This window comes from Mycobacterium xenopi (assembly GCF_009936235.1).
Taxonomy (GTDB): Bacteria; Actinomycetota; Actinomycetes; order Mycobacteriales; family Mycobacteriaceae; genus Mycobacterium; species Mycobacterium xenopi.
The window spans coordinates 2,436,391-2,453,096 of record NZ_AP022314.1; the positions used below are offsets into that span (position 1 = coordinate 2,436,391).

A 16,706-nucleotide genomic window follows, 5' to 3' on the forward strand; every position below is an offset into this window, starting at 1 on the left:
TCTAACTGCAGCCGCCGCGGCGTCTGCGGAGGCACCCGGCCCAATCGGTTCGCGCTGTTAGCATCGCAAGGCGTGCCCCCCGCGCTCGGTTGCGACGCCCCGGTGACGGGTCTGGACCCGTGGGCCGCGGTGCGCGCGACCGCCGCTCGTCGCACACCGGGCAGCGCGGGGTCGACCCGGGCGGTGTTTGCGCCGGGGAACCCCGTGCGGCGCTGGTCGACCGACCCTCCATCGAGCACCCCCTCGCTACCGGGGCTGGGTCCGGCCGCCACCGGGGCCCGCCGTGGGCTAACCGTTGCCTGGGGTGCGGTCAGCTATGGCTAGCACGCCCAGGCGGTTTCACCGCGCGGGCCGCTTCGACGATCCCACCGAGATCATCCCGGTCGTCGATGACGAGGACACCGGCGCGACACCCGTCGACCCCGATGCCGGTCCGGGTTCCGACTCTGCGGTCGACGACGACGCCGCAGACGTGGCGGACGAGCCCGACGCCCATCCGACACGGCGCCAGCGGTTGGCTGAGCTCGGCGCGGCGGGTCTGGTGTGGTTGCGCACCGCGTTGCTGCCGCGGCTGCTCAAGGCCGTGGTGCCGCGAGCAGCGCGGCTGTGCGCGACGGTCGCGGCCGCGCTGTTGCTCTGTGCCAGCTTCCCGAGCTTCGACTGGTGGTGGGCCGCGGTCGTCGCGTTCGCGCTGCTGGCCTGGGTGCTGACCCGTCCTGCCACCAGGCTCATCGGCGGCCTGGGGTATGGCTTTCTGTTCGGGCTGGTGTTCTATGTGTCGTTGCTGCCGTGGATCGCCAAGCTCGTTGGTCTGATGCCGCTGGCGGCGCTGGTGTTCGTGTGTGCGCTGTTTCCCGCGATCTTCGGGCTGCTGGCCGTGGTGGTACGCGCGCTGCCCGGCTGGCCGATTTGGTTCGCGCTGGTGTGGGCGGTGCAGGAGTGGGCCAAATGCTCGGTGCCGTTCGGCGGGTTTCCGTGGGGGGTGGTGGCCGCCGGCCAAACCGCGGGCCCGTTTCTGCCGTTGGTGCGGTTGGGCGGTGTTGCGCTGCTGTCGACGGCGATCGTGTTGCTTGGGTGCAGCCTGACCGCGATCGCACTCGAGATCGGGCGGTGGTGGCAGCGCAGCGGCCCCGGCAACGCCTCCGGCGGCACCGGCGATACTCCCGCCGACCTGCCCCCGTCGGTGGTGTTGCCGGGTATCTGCATCTGCCTGGTGTTGCTGGCCAGTGTCGTGGTGTGGCCGCCGGTGCGGCATTCGGGTGCTGGATCCGGTACCGACGCCACCGTCACCGTGGCCGTCGTCCAGGGCAATGTTCCCCGCCTGGGGCTCGACTTCAACGCTCAACGTCTTGAGGTGCTGCGCAACCACGTCCGCGAGACGCAGCGGCTCGCCGACGACGTCCATGCCGGCCGCGCGCCGCAACCCCAGTTTGTCGTGTGGCCCGAGGACGCCTCGGAAATCGATCCACTGCGCAACGCCGACGCGAGCCAGCAGATCACCGCCGCCGTCGATGCCATCGACGCGCCGATCCTGGTCGGCGCGCTGACCGACCTTCCCGGCGCCAGCGGCAAGCAACCGGCGGCCCGCAACACCGTGATCGTCTGGAATCCGGGCACCGGGCCGGCCGATCGTCACGACAAGCAGATCGTGCAACCGTTCGGCGAGTACCTGCCCTGGCGGGGCTTTTTCCGTCACCTCACCACGCTCGCCGACTGGGCGGGCAACATCGTGCCCGGCGAGAGCACCGGCGTGGTGCATGTCGCCGGCGTCCCGGTCGGCGTCGCCACCTGCTGGGAGGTGATATTCGAGCGGGCGCTGCGGGAATCGGTCCACAATGGCGCGCAACTGCTCGCCACGCCCGCCAACAACGCCAACTTCGACCAGCGGATGAGCGAACAGCAGCTGGCCTTCTCCAAGATCCGCGCCGTCGAGCTGGACCGCTACGCCGTCGTCGCCAGCAACACCGGCATCAGCGCGGTCATCGCGCCGGACGGCCGCGAGCTGGAGCGCACCGACTTCTTCGTGCCCGCGTATCTGGACACCCAGGTGCGGCTCAGGACCACCCTGACACCCGCCGCCCGCTGGGAGCCGATCGTCCAGTGGATGCTGGTCCTCGCCGGCGCGGCGGCGGTGCTCGTCGCCATAAGGCACAATGGGTGGTTCCCGCGTCCCATGCGCGGCCGGTGGCGGCCGACCGGCGAATCGCCTGCGCCCGCGGACGCATCCGGCAGCGCACCCCCGGACGAGGACGAAGCCCCCGCCGAAGGCGGCCGACACGCAGCCCGGTCCGGGCCAGACAAAGGAGCGACATGACCAGCGGCCAGGCGACATCCCGTGGTACGGGCGAGCGTCCCAGCCAGCGCACCTTGGTGATCATCCCGACCTTCAACGAGCGGGAGAACCTGCCGCTGATCCTGCGGCGGCTGCACCGGGCTCGCGCGGACGTGCACGTGCTGGTCGTCGACGACGACAGCCCGGACGGCACCGGCCGGCTCGCCGACGAACTGGCCGCCGCGGATCCCGAGTGGCTGCACGTCATGCACCGCACCGCCAAGAACGGGCTGGGGGCGGCCTATCTGGCCGGTTTCGGCTGGGGACTGGCGCGGCAGTACACCGTCCTGGTCGAGATGGACGCCGACGGTAGCCACGCGCCCGAGCAGCTGCACCGATTGCTCGACGCGGTCGACGCCGGAGCCGACCTGGCGATCGGTTCGCGCTACGTCGAAGGCGGGACGGTGCGCAACTGGCCGTGGCGGCGGGTGGCGCTGTCCAAGGTGGCCAACACCTATTCGCGGTTGATGCTGGGCATCGGCGTGCACGACATCACCGCGGGCTACCGCGCCTACCGCCGCGAGGTGCTGGAGACCATCGATCTGTCCGCGGTGGATTCGAAAGGCTACTGCTTCCAGATCGACCTGACCTGGCGCACCATCAGCAACGGCTTCAGCGTTGTCGAGGTGCCAATCACGTTCACCGAGCGTGAACTCGGCGTGTCCAAGATGAGCGGCTCCAACATCCGCGAAGCGGTCGTCAAGGTCGCCCAGTGGGGGATCAGCGCCCGGCTGGACGCCCGATCACGCCGGGCCGCGCTCAGCTACCGCGACGGCGCTGCCTGATGATTTCGAGGCGCTCCTTGAGCAGCTCGTCGAGCTCCTCGATAGTGCGGCGCTCAAGCAGCATGTCCCAGTGGGTGCGCGGTGGCTTGACCTTCTTCGGCTCGGGCTGATCACCCTCGATCAGGACACCTTCCATGCCGTTGCGGCACAGCCAGGTGCCGGGGATCTCGGCGTCGTCGGCGAACGGAACTTCGAACACCTCGCCGTTTTCGGTGCGATACCGCGCAATCTGACGCGGCGCCAGGTCGTGGTTGCGGTCAGTCTCGTAGCTCACGGCTCCGAGGCGACTACCCCTCAGCACGCGGTCAGCCATGGGCTTATTCCTCCGAACTCCTCTGAGCTGAAACTCTACGGGTTGACAACGCTATGGCGGACTCGCGCGTTCCCGGGACCCACATCGTCACCGGAGCGCGACGCGGCCTTCTATGATACCGGGATCACCGCGGGCACCGCGTTACAGTGCGGGCGTGGCCCGTCGCACACGACCCCAGCCGTGCCGCTGGTGTGGTCGCGATGTCGCCGAGAGCCGCGCAGGCCGGCGGCGGCTGTACTGCCGGCAATCCTGTCGGCAACGCGCTTACGAACAACGGGCGTTGGTCAGCGGGGCCAGGACGCTGCCGGCTGACGCGGTGGTGCTGTCGGCCCACGAGGCCGCCGAGTTGTCCGACCGTGTCTACCAGGTGCGGTGTGCGGCTGAGGACGTGGTCACGGCGCTGGACGAAGGTGCTGACAGAGCGGAATTGCGCCAGCTGTGCGATGCGCTGCTGCGGGCCGTGCAAGCGGCCGATGGCTGGCGCTAAGTCCCTACTGTTACTCGTGGCCGTAGAGGCTGACCACAGTGACCGTCGCCACCTGATGGCAGGTACAGTCGCGCCATGACGGCTGGGCTGTGCGGTTGGCCGTGGGCCTGGCCGGCGAATCAGGCGGGCAACGCGGCGCGGCGGCAGCCCGACGTGGACAAAGCCGGGGGATATCGGGAGCGTTGGACAATCGTGCCGAGGTTGGCCTTGCACACCACTGACGGCGTGCGGTCGCGAACCAGAACTCTTGGCGCGCGCTAAAGCCCGCTTTCACCGGACAACCAAGCGAGGAATAGCGACATGGCTGATCAGCTCCGGCATGCGACCGAGGCGCTGCGCAAAGCACTGGTGCAGGTCGAGCGCCTCAAGAGCGCGAACCGCGCGCTGCTGGAACGGTCGAGCGAACCGATCGCGATCGTCGGCATGGCTTGCCGCTTCCCCGGCGGGGTGGACAGCCCCGAGGGCCTGTGGGAGATGGTGGCCCAGGGCCGTGACGTGATGTCGGAGTTCCCCACCGATCGCGGCTGGGACCTGGACGGGCTGTTCGATCCCGATCCCGACGCGCCGCACAAGTCTTATACCCGCTACGGCGGATTCGTCGACGACGTCGCCGGTTTCGACGCGGGGTTTTTCGGGGTGTCACCCACCGAGGCGCTGGCCACCGATCCCCAGCATCGGATGCTGCTCGAGCTGTCGTGGGAAGCGTTGGAGCGGGCCGGGATTGACCCGACCTCGTTGCGGGGCAGCGCCACCGGAGTGTTCGCCGGGATCATCGTGCAGGGCTACGGGATGCTCGCCGAGGAGATCGAAGGCTATCGGCTGACCGGTATGACCTCGAGCGTGGCGACCGGCCGGGTGGCCTACGTGCTGGGCCTGGAAGGCCCCGCGGTCTCGGTGGACACCGCATGCTCGTCGTCGCTGGTGGCGCTGCACATGGCGGTGCAGTCGCTGCGCTCCGGCGAATGCGACCTGGCCCTGGCCGGCGGCGCGACGGTCAACGCCACCCCGACGGTATTCGTCGAGTTCAGCCGACACCGCGGGCTAGCGCCCGACGGCCGCTGCAAGCCCTACGCCGCCGCGGCCGACGGCGTCGGCTGGTCCGAGGGCGGCGGGATGGTGGTGGTGGAGCGGCTGTCGGATGCGCGCCGGTTGGGCCATCCGGTGTTGGCGCTGGTGCGCGGCTCGGCGGTGAACCAGGATGGGGCCTCCAACGGGTTGACCGCACCCAATGGGCCGTCCCAGCAGCGGGTGGTGCGCGCCGCGCTGGACAACGCGGGCCTCAGCCCGGCGGATGTCGATGTGGTGGAGGGCCACGGCACCGGCACCACGCTGGGGGATCCGATTGAGGCGCAAGCACTTTTGGCCACGTATGGGCAGAACCGCTCGCAGCCGGTGTGGTTGGGCTCGATTAAATCGAACATGGGTCACACCCAGGCCGCCGCCGGGGTGGCGGGCGTGATCAAGATGGTTGAGGCGATGCGCCACGAGCTGTTGCCCGCCACGTTGCATGTCGATCAGCCCAGCCCGCATGTGGATTGGTCGGCGGGGCAGGTGGCGTTGTTGACCGAGCCGCAGCCCTGGCCTGCGGCGAACGCTGAGGGCCGAGCGCGCCGGGCCGGGGTGTCGTCGTTTGGGATTTCCGGCACAAATGCGCATGTGATCATCGAAGCCGCGCCGCCTGCGCCGCAGCCGCAGGAGCGGCCGCAGCCGGCGATCGTGCCGTGGGTGGTGTCGGCGAAGACCGCCTCGGGGTTGCCCAAGCAGGCGGCCCGGCTGATGCAACATCTGGTCGCACACCCGCACGAGGACGTCGCCGACGTCGGGTGGTCGCTGGCCGGCCGGTCAGTGTTTGAGCACCGGGCGGTGGTGCTCGGCACCGATCGTGAGCGTCTGCTGAGCGGCCTGGGGGAGCTGGCCGACGACAACCCGGGAGCCGCGGTGGTGCGCGGCAGCGCACGGCCCGCCGGCAAGACGGTGTTCGTCTTTCCCGGCCAAGGCTCGCAATGGCTCGGCATGGGCGTCGAATTACTCGACACCGCACCGGTTTTCGCACAGCAAATCAACGACTGTGCGGATGCGTTCGCGGAGTTCGTGGACTGGTCGCTGACCGACGTGCTGCGCGGCGCCCCGGGCGCACCCGGCCTGGACCGAGTCGATGTGGTGCAGCCCGCGCTGTTCGCTGTCATGGTTTCGCTTGCCGAACTGTGGCGCTCGATCGGTGTCCGTCCCGATGCCGTCATCGGCCATTCCCAAGGCGAAATCGCGGCCGCCCACGTCGCGGGAGCGCTGTCGTTGCGCGACGCTGCGCGCGTGGTCACGTTGCGCAGCAAGCTGCTTCGAGAATTGACCGGCCGCGGCGGCATGGTGTCGCTGGCATGCAGCGCCGAGCAGGCGCGAGACGTGTTGGCGCCCTTTGCCAATCGGATCGGGATCGCTGCCATCAACGGGCGATCGGCGGTTGTGGTGTCCGGCGAAGTCGCAGCGCTTGAGGAGTTGGTGCAGCGCTGCACCGAGCACGAGTTGCGAGCACGCCGCATCGATGTGGATTACGCGTCGCATTCGGCCGACGTCGAGGCGATCCGCGAGCAGCTTGCCCGAGCGTTGTCCGGCATCGAACCCCGTTCAACGCGCACCGCGTTCTTTTCCACGGTCACCGGCGGTCTCCTAGATACCGCGGGACTGGACGCCGACTACTGGTATCGCAACATCCGCCAGACGGTCGAATTCGACCGGGCGATTCGCAGCGCCTGTGAGCACGGTTATCGCGCCTTCATCGAAACCAGCCCGCATCCCGCGTTGATCGCCGGGATGGAAAGCACCGTCGGTGATTGCGTCGAAGGCAACGCCGAGCCGATTGTGATTCCCACCCTCGGCCGCGACGACGGCGGGCTGCTGCGCTTCCTCACCTCGGCCGCCCAGGCCTTTGTGTCGGGTGTCGGCGTCGATTGGCGTGCGCTGCTGCCGGAGGCAGGTTTTGTCGAGCTGCCGACGTATGCCTTTGAGCGGCGCCGGTTTTGGCTGGCCGGTGACGGTACCGGCGCCGACGCCGCAGGCCTCGGACTAGGTGCCGGGCAGCACGCGCTGCTGGGCGCGGTGGTGGAGCTACCGGACTCCCGCGGGGTGGTGTTGACCGGCCGGCTCTCGCCGTCGTCGCAGTCTTGGCTGCTCGATCACGCCGTATCCGATGTCGTGCTGTTTCCGGGCACCGGGTTCGTCGAGTTGGCGATCCGGGCCGGCGACGAGGTCGGCTGTTCGGTGGTCGACGAGTTGACGTTGCGCACCCCGCTGATCGTGCCGACCTCGGGCTCGGTGACTGTGCAAGTGGTGGTGGGCGCCGCCGCCGAATCAGGTGAGCGCGGTGTGTCGGTGTATTCCCGCTCCGACGGCGGGAGCTGGGTATGCCACGCCGAGGGCACACTGAGGTCGGGATCGGTTGAGCCGACGGCAGATTTGTCGGCGTGGCCGCCGCCGGGATCCACTGCGGTGGCGATCGCTGACGGGTATGAGCGATTGGCGACCCGCGGATACCAGTACGGCCCGGCGTTTCGCGGGCTGACCGCGCTGTGGCGCCGCGGCGACGAGGTGTTTGCCGAAGTGACGCTGCCCGAAGCGGCTGGCGGCACCGGTGGGTTCGGCGTGCATCCGGTGCTGTTGGACGCGGCGCTGCACGCGTTTGTCGTCGCGAGTGACAGCGCCGAAGTGGCCCTGCCGTTTTCGTGGCAGGGTGTGACGTTGCATGCGGCCGGGGCCGCGGCGGTGCGAGCCCGGATCGCGCCCGCCGGCCCGTCGGCGGTGACCATCGAGCTGGCCGACGGGCTGGGCTTGCCGGTGTTGTCGGTGGGTGCGATGGTGGCCCGACCGGTCACCGGCGAGCAGTTGGCCGCCGCCGCGTCTGGCTGCGGGCCGGACCGGCTCTTTGAATTGGTGTGGTCGCCTGCCTCCGTGGGTCACACCGATGCCACACCGTCGCATGAGGTGTTCGAGTCGCCGCCGGCCGAGGCGCCAGCCGGCGTCTACGACCGCACGCACCGGGCGCTGGCCGCGGTGCAGGCGTGGTTGACCGAGCGCGACTCCGGGACCCTGGTGGTGGTCACCCGCGGCGCAATCGCGTTGCCCGGTGAGGATGTCACCGATTTGGCGGGGGCCGCGGTGTGGGGGTTGGTGCGGTCGGCGCAAACCGAGCATCCGGGCCGGCTGGTGCTGGCCGATGTGGACTGCGCGGTCGACGACGCCGCAGTCGCGGCGATCCTGGCGACGGGGGAGCCGCAGGTGTGCCTGCGCGGCGGACAGCTCTACACCGCGCGAGTGCATGCCAGCCGTGCCGTCGATGGCCTGCTGGTGCCGCCAGCGGATCGGCCGTGGCGGCTGGGTCTCACCAGCGCGGGCACGTTCGAAAACCTCACGCTGGAGCCGGTTCCCGACGCCGACGCGAAGCTGCAGCCCGGTCAGGTCCGGGTTGCCATCCGCGCTATCGGCACCAACTTCCGCGACGTGATGATCACGCTGGGCATGTTCACCCATGACGCACTGCTGGGCGGCGAGGGCGCCGGTGTGGTCGTCGAAGTCGGGCCCGGCGTCACCGAATTCGCGGTCGGTGACCGGGTGATGGGCTTCTTCCCCGACGGCAGCGGCACCATGGTCGCCGGCGATGTCCGGCTTTTGCTGCCGATACCGGCCGACTGGTCGTATGCCGAAGCCGCCGGCATATCAGCGGTTTTCACCACCGCCTATTACGCATTCCGCTACTTGGCTGACGTCAAGCCGGGGCAGCGGGTGCTGATTCACGCCGCCACGGGTGGGGTGGGCATGGCCGCGGTGCAGTTGGCGCGGCATTGGGGGCTGGAGGTGTTTGCCACCGCTAGCCGCGGCAAGTGGGACACGTTGCGCGCGATGGGGTTTGATGAAAGCCACATCGGGGATTCGCGGACGCTGGAGTTTGAGGACAAGTTCCGGGCGGTCACCGGCGGGCGCGGCATGGACGTGGTGCTCGACTCGCTGGCCGGTGAATTCGTCGACGCCTCGCTGCGGCTGGTCGCCCCCGGCGGAATCTTTTTGGAGATGGGCAAGACCGACATCCGCGACCCCAACGCGGTGGCCCAACAGCACCCCGGCGTGCGCTACCGCGCCTTCGACCTATTCGAACCGGGCCGGGCACGCATGCATCAATACCTGCTCGAACTCGCAAAGCTGTTCGACGAGGGCGTATTACGGCCGCTGCCGGTGACGGGGTTTGATATTCGTCGGGCGCCGGCGGCGTTGCGGTATTTGAGTCAGGCCCGTCATGTCGGCAAGGTGGTGTTGACCATGCCGGATGTGTGGGCGGCGGGCACGGTGTTGATCACCGGTGGCACGGGGATGGCTGGTTCGGCGGTGGCCCGGCATGTGGTTGCCCGCCATGGGGTGCGGCATGTGGTGTTGTTGAGCCGTCGCGGTGCTGAGGCGCCGGGGGTGGGCGAGTTGGTTGGTGAGTTGGGCGGATCCGGGGCGACGGTGCGGGTGGTGGCCTGTGATGCGGCGGATCGGGAGGCTTTGGCCAAGGTGATTTCCGATATTCCGGTGCAGTGGCCGCTGAGTGCGGTGATTCATGCGGCTGGGGTGCTTGATGACGCGGTGGTGACGTCGTTGACCCCGCAGCGTGTTGATGCGGTGTTGCGGGCCAAGGTGGATGCGGCGTGGAATTTGCATGAGTTGACCCGGGATTTGGGTGTGTCGGCGTTTGTGATGTTTTCGTCGATGGCCGGGCTGGTGGGTTCGTCGGGTCAGGCCAACTATGCGGCGGCCAACGCGTTTTGGACGCGCTGGCCGCGCACCGGCGGGCCAATGGGTTGCCCGCGATGTCGCTGGGCTGGGGGCTATGGGAGCAGGCCAGCGCGATGACCGGCCAACTCGACGACGCGGATCGGGCCCGGCTGGGCCGCAGCGGCGTCCTCGCGTTGCCCTCCGAGGAAGCGCTGCAACTGTTCGACACCGCGATGGTCGTCGACCAGCCGTACCTGGCCGCGGCCCGCATCGACCTGACCGCACTGCGCGCCAGCGGCGCTGCGGTGCCGGCGATGTTCACCGAGTTGGTCAACGCGCCGGCCCGCCGCCAGGTCGATGACTCGCTGGCCGCGGCCAAGTCCAAGTCGGTTCTGGCACAACGGCTTCACGGCCTGCCCGAGGACGAGCAGCACGCCATCCTGCTGGATTTGGTGCGCTCCAACATCGCCACCGTGCTGGGCAACACCACCCCCGAGGCAATCGACCCGGACCGTGCTTTCCAAGAGCTCGGCTTCGACTCGCTGACCGCGGTCGAACTGCGCAACCGGCTCAAAGCCGCCACCGGGCTGGCGCTTTCCCCGACCCTGATCTTCGACTACCCGACACCGACCAGGCTGGCCACCTACATTCGCACCGAACTTGCGGGCGTCCCCCAGGAAGTCAAACCTGTCCCAGCGGCACGTGTTTGCGGCGACGAGCCGATTGCCATCATCGGGATGGCGTGCCGATTCCCCGGCGGCGTGGATTCGCCGGAAGCCTTGTGGGACATGGTCGCCGAGGGCCGTGACGTGCTTACCGAGTTTCCCAGCGATCGCGGCTGGGACCTGGCCGGCCTGTTCAATCCCGACCCGGACGTACCGGGCAGCTGTTACACACGCACGGGCGGATTCGTCGACGGTGTCGCCGATTTCGATCCGGCTTTCTTCGGGGTGGCACCGTCCGAAGCGCTGGCCATGGACCCGCAGCAACGCATGTTTCTCGAATTGTCGTGGGAGGCCTTGGAGCGGGCCGGGATTGACCCCACCTCGTTGCGGGGCAGCGCCACCGCTGTGTTCGCCGGTGTGATGACCCAGGGCTACGGGATGTTCGCCGCGGAGCCGGTCGAAGGCTTCCGGCTGACCGGGCAACTTTCCAGTGTGGCCTCGGGTCGGGTGGCCTATGTGCTGGGGCTGGAAGGCCCGGCCATGTCGGTGGACACCGCGTGTTCGTCGTCGCTGGTGACGCTGCACATGGCGGTGCAGTCGCTGCGCTCGGGCGAGTGCGATCTGGCGCTGGCCGGCGGCGTCACCATCAACGCCACACCCGACATCTTCGTCGAATTCAGCCGCTGGCGTGGGCTCTCGCCCGATGGCCGCTGCAAGGCTTTCGCCGGGGCCGCCGACGGCACCGGGTTCTCCGAGGGCGGGGGAATGCTGGTGGTGGAACGGCTTTCGGACGCGCAGCGGCTTGGCCACCCGGTGTTGGCGGTGGTGCGGGGTTCGGCAGTCAATCAGGACGGCGCCTCCAACGGGCTGACCGCCCCGAATGGGCCCTCCCAGCAGCGGGTGGTGCGCGCCGCGCTGGCCAACGCCGGACTCAGCCCCGCGGACGTGGATGCGGTCGAAGGCCACGGCACCGGAACAACATTGGGTGATCCCATTGAGGCGCAAGCGTTGTTGGCGACCTATGGGCAGCATCGCAGCGAGCCGCTATGGCTGGGATCGATCAAGTCGAATATGGGCCACACCCAGGCCGCGGCGGGCGTCGCCGGTGTGATCAAGATGGTGATGGCGATGCGCCATCAGATGCTGCCGGCGACGTTGCACGTGGATGTGCCCAGCCCGCACGTGGATTGGTCCGCGGGACGGGTGGCGTTGCTGACCGAGCCACGGCCGTGGCCGGCCGAGGGCAAGGTGCGCCGTGCCGCGGTGTCATCGTTCGGGATCAGCGGCACCAATGCGCACGTGATCATCGAATCCGCCCCGCCGGCGGAGGCTCCGGCGCCGGCACCGTCCGAGCACCCGGCGAAACCACCGGTGGTGCCGTGGGTGGTGTCGGCCAAGACCGCGTCGGGGCTGTCCAAGCAGGCCGCGCGGATGGCCGAGCATTTGACCGCGCATTCAGGGCTGGACCCGGTCGATGTGGGCTGGTCGCTGGCCGGCCGGTCGGTGTTCGAGCACCGGGCGGTGGTCCTCGGGCCCGATCGCGAGCAGCTGCTTTCCGGGTTGGGGGAGCTGGCGCAAAACAATCCCGGCGCCGCGGTTATCCACGGCAATGTGCGCCCTGGGGGCAAGACCGTGTTCGTGTTCCCCGGTCAAGGCTCCCAATGGCTCGGCATGGGCAAGGGACTGCACGCCGCATACCCGGTGTTCGCCGAAGCATTCAACAGCGTTGTGGCCGAGCTGGACCGCCATCTGCTGCGGCCGCTGCGTGAAGTGATGTGGGGTCATGACGAAAATCTGCTGAACACAACTGAATTCGCACAGCCAGCGCTGTTCGCGATGGAGGTTGCGCTGTTCCGCCTGCTCGAATCCTGGGGTATCAAGCCCGATTATGTGATGGGCCACTCGGTGGGCGAGTTGACCGCAGCGCACGTCGCCGGAGTCCTGTCGCTGGAGAACGCTGCGGTGTTGGTGGTCGCCCGCGGCCGGTTCATGCAAGCCCTGCCGGCGGGCGGGGCGATGGTCGCAGTGCAGGCCACCGAGGACGAGGTGCTGTCACTGCTGGGTCCCGACGTCAGCATCGCCGCAGTCAACGCTCCACGATCGGTGGTGATCTCGGGTGCCGAGGACGCTGTCACCGCGGCCGCGGACCAGCTGCGCCAGCAGGGCCGCCGAGTGCACCGGCTCGCGGTGTCGCATGCCTTCCACTCGCCGTTGATGGAGCCCATGATCGACGAGTTCCGTACTGTCGCAGCAGGATTCGCCCCTGCGCAGCCCACCATCCCGATCGTCTCCAATCTGACCGGACAGGTGGTCGACGACGACTTCGCGTCGCCGCAGTACTGGACCCGCCACATCCGGGAACCGGTGCGTTTCGCCGACAGCATTCGCTTCGCGCATTCGGCCGGGGCCAACCGCTTCCTCGAGGTGGGTCCGGGCGGCGGCTTGACCACGTCCATCGAAGAGTCGCTACCCGACGTCGAACCGGTGTCACTGCCCATGCTGCGCAAAGACCGCCCCGAGCCGGCGAGCCTGACCGCGGCGGTAGCGCAGGCATTCGTGTCAGGCATGGCTGTGGACTGGCGCGCCATGCTACCCGGCGGCCGCTTTGTGGAGTTGCCGACGTATGCCTTTGAGCGACGCCGCTTTTGGCTGTCCAGCGACGGTGGGACCGCTGACGCTGCCGGTTTGGGGCTCGCGGCCAGCGACCATGCACTGTTGGGCGCGGTCGTGGAACTGCCCATCTCAGGCGGCGTGGTGTTGACGGGGCGAGTGTCGACGGCGTCGCACCGCTGGTTGAGCGACCATGCCGTGGAGGGCGTGGTGGTGTTCCCCGGCGCCGGTTTTGTGGAGTTGGCCATTCGCGCTGCTGACCAAGTCGGGTGCAGCGTGGTCGAGGAGCTGACGCTGGCCGCGCCGTTGGTGGTTCCGGCATCGGGTTCGGTGGCCGTGCAAGTGATTGTGTCTGGCGCCGACGAGTCCGGTTCGCGTGAGGTGTCGGTGTTCTCGCGGACGGACACCGGTTCGGGCTGGACGTTGCACGCCGAAGGCAGGGTAGCCGCCAGCGCGGCCGTTCCGGGCACGGAATTGTCGGCATGGCCACCGGCCGGTGCCGTCCCGGTGGACGTGGCCGATTGCTATGAGCGGTTGGCGGCACGCGGGTACGGCTACGGGCCGGCCTTTCAGGGACTGACCGCCGTGTGGCGCCGCGGCGACGAGGTTTTTGCCGAGGTGGCGTTGCCGGCCGACGCGGAAGTATCACCGGCGGGCTTCGGAGTGCATCCGGCGCTGTTGGATGCCGCGTTGCACGCCCTGCTGGTGGCCGGCGGCGCCGAGGATATCGACGGCGGGGTATTGGTGCCGTTTTCGTGGCAGCGGGTGTGCTTGCATGCCGCCGGCGCGTCGGCGGTCCGGGCCCGGATTTCGCCGATGGGGCCGTCATCGGTGTCGATCGAGCTCGCCGACGGGCTGGGTTTGCCGGTGTTGTCGGTGGGCGCGATGGTAGCCCGGCCGGTGACCGGCGAACAGCTGCGGGCCGCGGTGTCGCGGTCGGGTCCGGACCGGCTGTTCGAGTTGGATTGGGCAGCGCACCCGTCGATTTCGCTGGAACCCGTCTCGGTGCACTGGTGGGGCCGATCGGACACCGACGAGGCAGGCGAGCCGGCCGAGTCTGCCGTTGCGGCATACGTGTTCGAATCAGCGTCCGCCGACGCGTTGCCCGGGGTGTATGCGGCCACGCATGCGGCGTTGACAGTGTTGCAGTCCTGGCTAACCGGCGAGCGTGCCGGTGTGCTGGTGGTGATCACCCGCGGCGCAATCGCGTTGCCCGGTGAGGATGTCACCGATTTGGCGGGGGCCGCGGTGTGGGGGTTGGTGCGGTCGGCGCAAACCGAGCATCCGGGCCGGGTGGTGCTGGCCGACGTGGACTGCGCGGTCGACGACGCCGCAGTGGCGGCGATCGTGGCGGCGGGGGAGCCGCAGGTGTGCCTGCGCGGCGGTGTGGTGCAGATCCCGCGGGTGCACGGGTGCCGCGCGGTGGCGGCTTGTTGGTGCCGCCCACGGATCGGCCCTGGCGGCTTGGCCTTACCAGCGCGGGCACGTTCGAAAACCTCACGCTGGAGCCGATCCCCGAAGCCGACGCGAAGCTACAGCCGGGTCAGGTCCGGGTCGCCACACAAGCCATCGCCGCGAACTTCCGTGACGTCATGATCACTCTTGGTCTCTATCCCGACGACGACGCGGTCATGGGTATCGAAGCCGCTGGCATTGTCGTCGAAACTGGTTCAGACGACTGTCGATTCGCGGTCGGTGACCGGGTGATGGGGCTGTTCCCGGAGGGCACCGGCACGACGGCGATCACCGACGAGCGGCTGTTGATGACCATCCCCGACGGATGGTCGCACACCGACGCCGCCACAGTCTCCGTCGTCTTCGCCACCGCGTATTACGCGCTGTCGCGGTTGGCTGACGTCAAGCCGGGGCAGCGGGTGCTGATTCACGCCGCCACGGGTGGGGTGGGCATGGCCGCGGTGCAGTTGGCGCGGCATTGGGGGCTGGAGGTGTTTGCCACCGCTAGCCGCGGCAAGTGGGACACGTTGCGCGCGATGGGGTTTGATGAAAGCCACATCGGGGATTCGCGGACGCTGGAGTTTGAGGACAAGTTCCGGGCGGTCACCGGCGGGCGCGGCATGGACGTGGTGCTCGACTCGCTGGCCGGTGAATTCGTCGACGCCTCGCTGCGGCTGGTCGCCCCCGGCGGAATCTTTTTGGAGATGGGCAAGACCGACATCCGCGACCCCAACGCGGTGGCCCAACAGCACCCCGGCGTGCGCTACCGCGCCTTCGACCTATTCGAGGCGGGCGCCGACGGGATCCAGCGCATTCTCACCGACCTGGCCGCGATGTTCGCCGCTCGGGTCCTGCACCCGTTGCCGGTGACGGGGTTTGATATTCGTCGGGCGCCGGCGGCGTTGCGGTATTTGAGTCAGGCCCGTCATGTCGGCAAGGTGGTGTTGACCATGCCGGATGTGTGGGCGGCGGGCACGGTGTTGATCACCGGTGGCACGGGGATGGCTGGTTCGGCGGTGGCCCGGCATGTGGTTGCCCGCCATGGGGTGCGGCATGTGGTGTTGTTGAGCCGTCGCGGTGCTGAGGCGCCGGGGGTGGGCGAGTTGGTTGGTGAGTTGGGCGGATCCGGGGCGACGGTGCGGGTGGTGGCCTGTGATGCGGCGGATCGGGAGGCTTTGGCCAAGGTGATTTCCGATATTCCGGTGCAGTGGCCGCTGAGTGCGGTGATTCATGCGGCTGGGGTGCTTGATGACGCGGTGGTGACGTCGTTGACCCCGCAGCGTGTTGATGCGGTGTTGCGGGCCAAGGTGGATGCGGCGTGGAATTTGCATGAGTTGACCCGGGATTTGGGTGTGTCGGCGTTTGTGATGTTTTCGTCGATGGCCGGGCTGGTGGGTTCGTCGGGTCAGGCCAACTATGCGGCGGCCAACGCGTTTTTGGACGCGCTGGCCGCGCACCGGCGGGCCAATGGGTTGCCCGCGATGTCGCTGGGCTGGGGGCTATGGGAGCAGGCCAGCGCGATGACCGGCCAACTCGGCGATGTCGATTTCGCCCGGTTCGCGCGCGACGGCGTGGTAGCGATGTCCTCCGAGGAAGCGCTGCAACTGTTCGACACGGCGATGGTCGTCGACCAGCCCTTCGTGTTGCCGGCCCGCATCGACCTGGCCGCGTTGAAGGCCAAGTTCGACGCCGGCACGCTGCCACCGATGTTCGTCGACCTGATCAACGCGCCGGCCCGCCGCCAGGTCGACGACTCGCTGGCCGCGGCCAAGTCGAAATCTGCGCTGCTACAACGCTTAGAGGGCCTGCCCGAGGACGAGCAGCACGCCATCCTGCTGGATTTGGTGCGCTCCAACATCGCCACCGTGCTGGGCAACACCACCCCCGAGGCAATCGACCCGGACAAAGCTTTCCAAGAGCTCGGCTTCGACTCGCTGACCGCGGTCGAAATGCGCAACCGGCTCAAAGCCGCCACCGGGCTGGCACTTTCCCCGACCCTGATCTTCGACTACCCGAACTCCGCGGCGCTGGCCGGGTACTTCCGCCAAGAACTCCTGGGCGGCACACAGCCGAAGACCCAACCGGTCGCACCCGGGGAAGCCGAAATTCAGCGTGTCGTGGCCTCGATTCCGGTCAAGCGTCTGCGACAGGCCGGGGTCTTGGATCTGCTGCTGGCGTTGGCCAACGAAACCAACGGCGCAGCGACACCGGATACACCGGAAGAAACCACCGCTAAAAACATCGCGGAAATGGACCTCGACGACTTGGTCAATGCCGCGTTGATGAATGACGACGACTAGCTCGATGCGGTCGAAGGCCA

4 protein-coding genes and 2 pseudogenes are annotated in these 16,706 nt (G+C 68.6%); 5 read left to right on the top strand and 1 reads right to left on the bottom strand.

Annotated elements, in window-relative coordinates; all coding sequences use genetic code 11:
- Window positions 1-12: 12 nt before the first annotated feature.
- From MYXE_RS11325 to MYXE_RS11335, 3 genes and pseudogenes are all read left to right on the top strand, one after another.
- Window positions 13-324 (top strand): annotated as a pseudogene (locus MYXE_RS11325) (amidohydrolase); the annotation flags it as partial.
- Window positions 317-2,314, top strand: coding sequence for an apolipoprotein N-acyltransferase (gene lnt, locus MYXE_RS11330; RefSeq protein ID WP_085196877.1), 1,998 nt, complete (start codon window positions 317-319; stop codon window positions 2,312-2,314). The pseudogene MYXE_RS11325 and the gene lnt, both read left to right, overlap by 8 nt.
- Window positions 2,311-3,117, top strand: coding sequence for a polyprenol monophosphomannose synthase (locus MYXE_RS11335; RefSeq protein ID WP_003918933.1), 807 nt, complete (start codon window positions 2,311-2,313; stop codon window positions 3,115-3,117). The genes lnt and MYXE_RS11335 overlap by 4 nt, the downstream gene beginning before the upstream one ends.
- Here MYXE_RS11335 and MYXE_RS11340 read toward each other — a convergent pair.
- Window positions 3,092-3,430, bottom strand: coding sequence for an RNA polymerase-binding protein RbpA (locus MYXE_RS11340; RefSeq protein ID WP_003918932.1), 339 nt, complete (start codon window positions 3,428-3,430; stop codon window positions 3,092-3,094). The genes MYXE_RS11335 and MYXE_RS11340 overlap by 26 nt on opposite strands.
- 154 nt (window positions 3,431-3,584) lie before the next feature.
- Between MYXE_RS11340 and MYXE_RS24005 the strand changes: the two genes are divergently transcribed.
- A complete protein-coding gene (locus tag MYXE_RS24005; RefSeq protein ID WP_178031413.1) occupies window positions 3,585-3,917 on the top strand; it encodes a hypothetical protein in 333 nt (110 codons plus the stop codon).
- A 300-nt stretch (window positions 3,918-4,217) separates the two neighbouring features.
- Window positions 4,218-16,686: pseudogene (locus MYXE_RS24010) on the top strand (type I polyketide synthase).
- The last annotated feature ends 20 nt before the right edge of the window (window positions 16,687-16,706 follow it).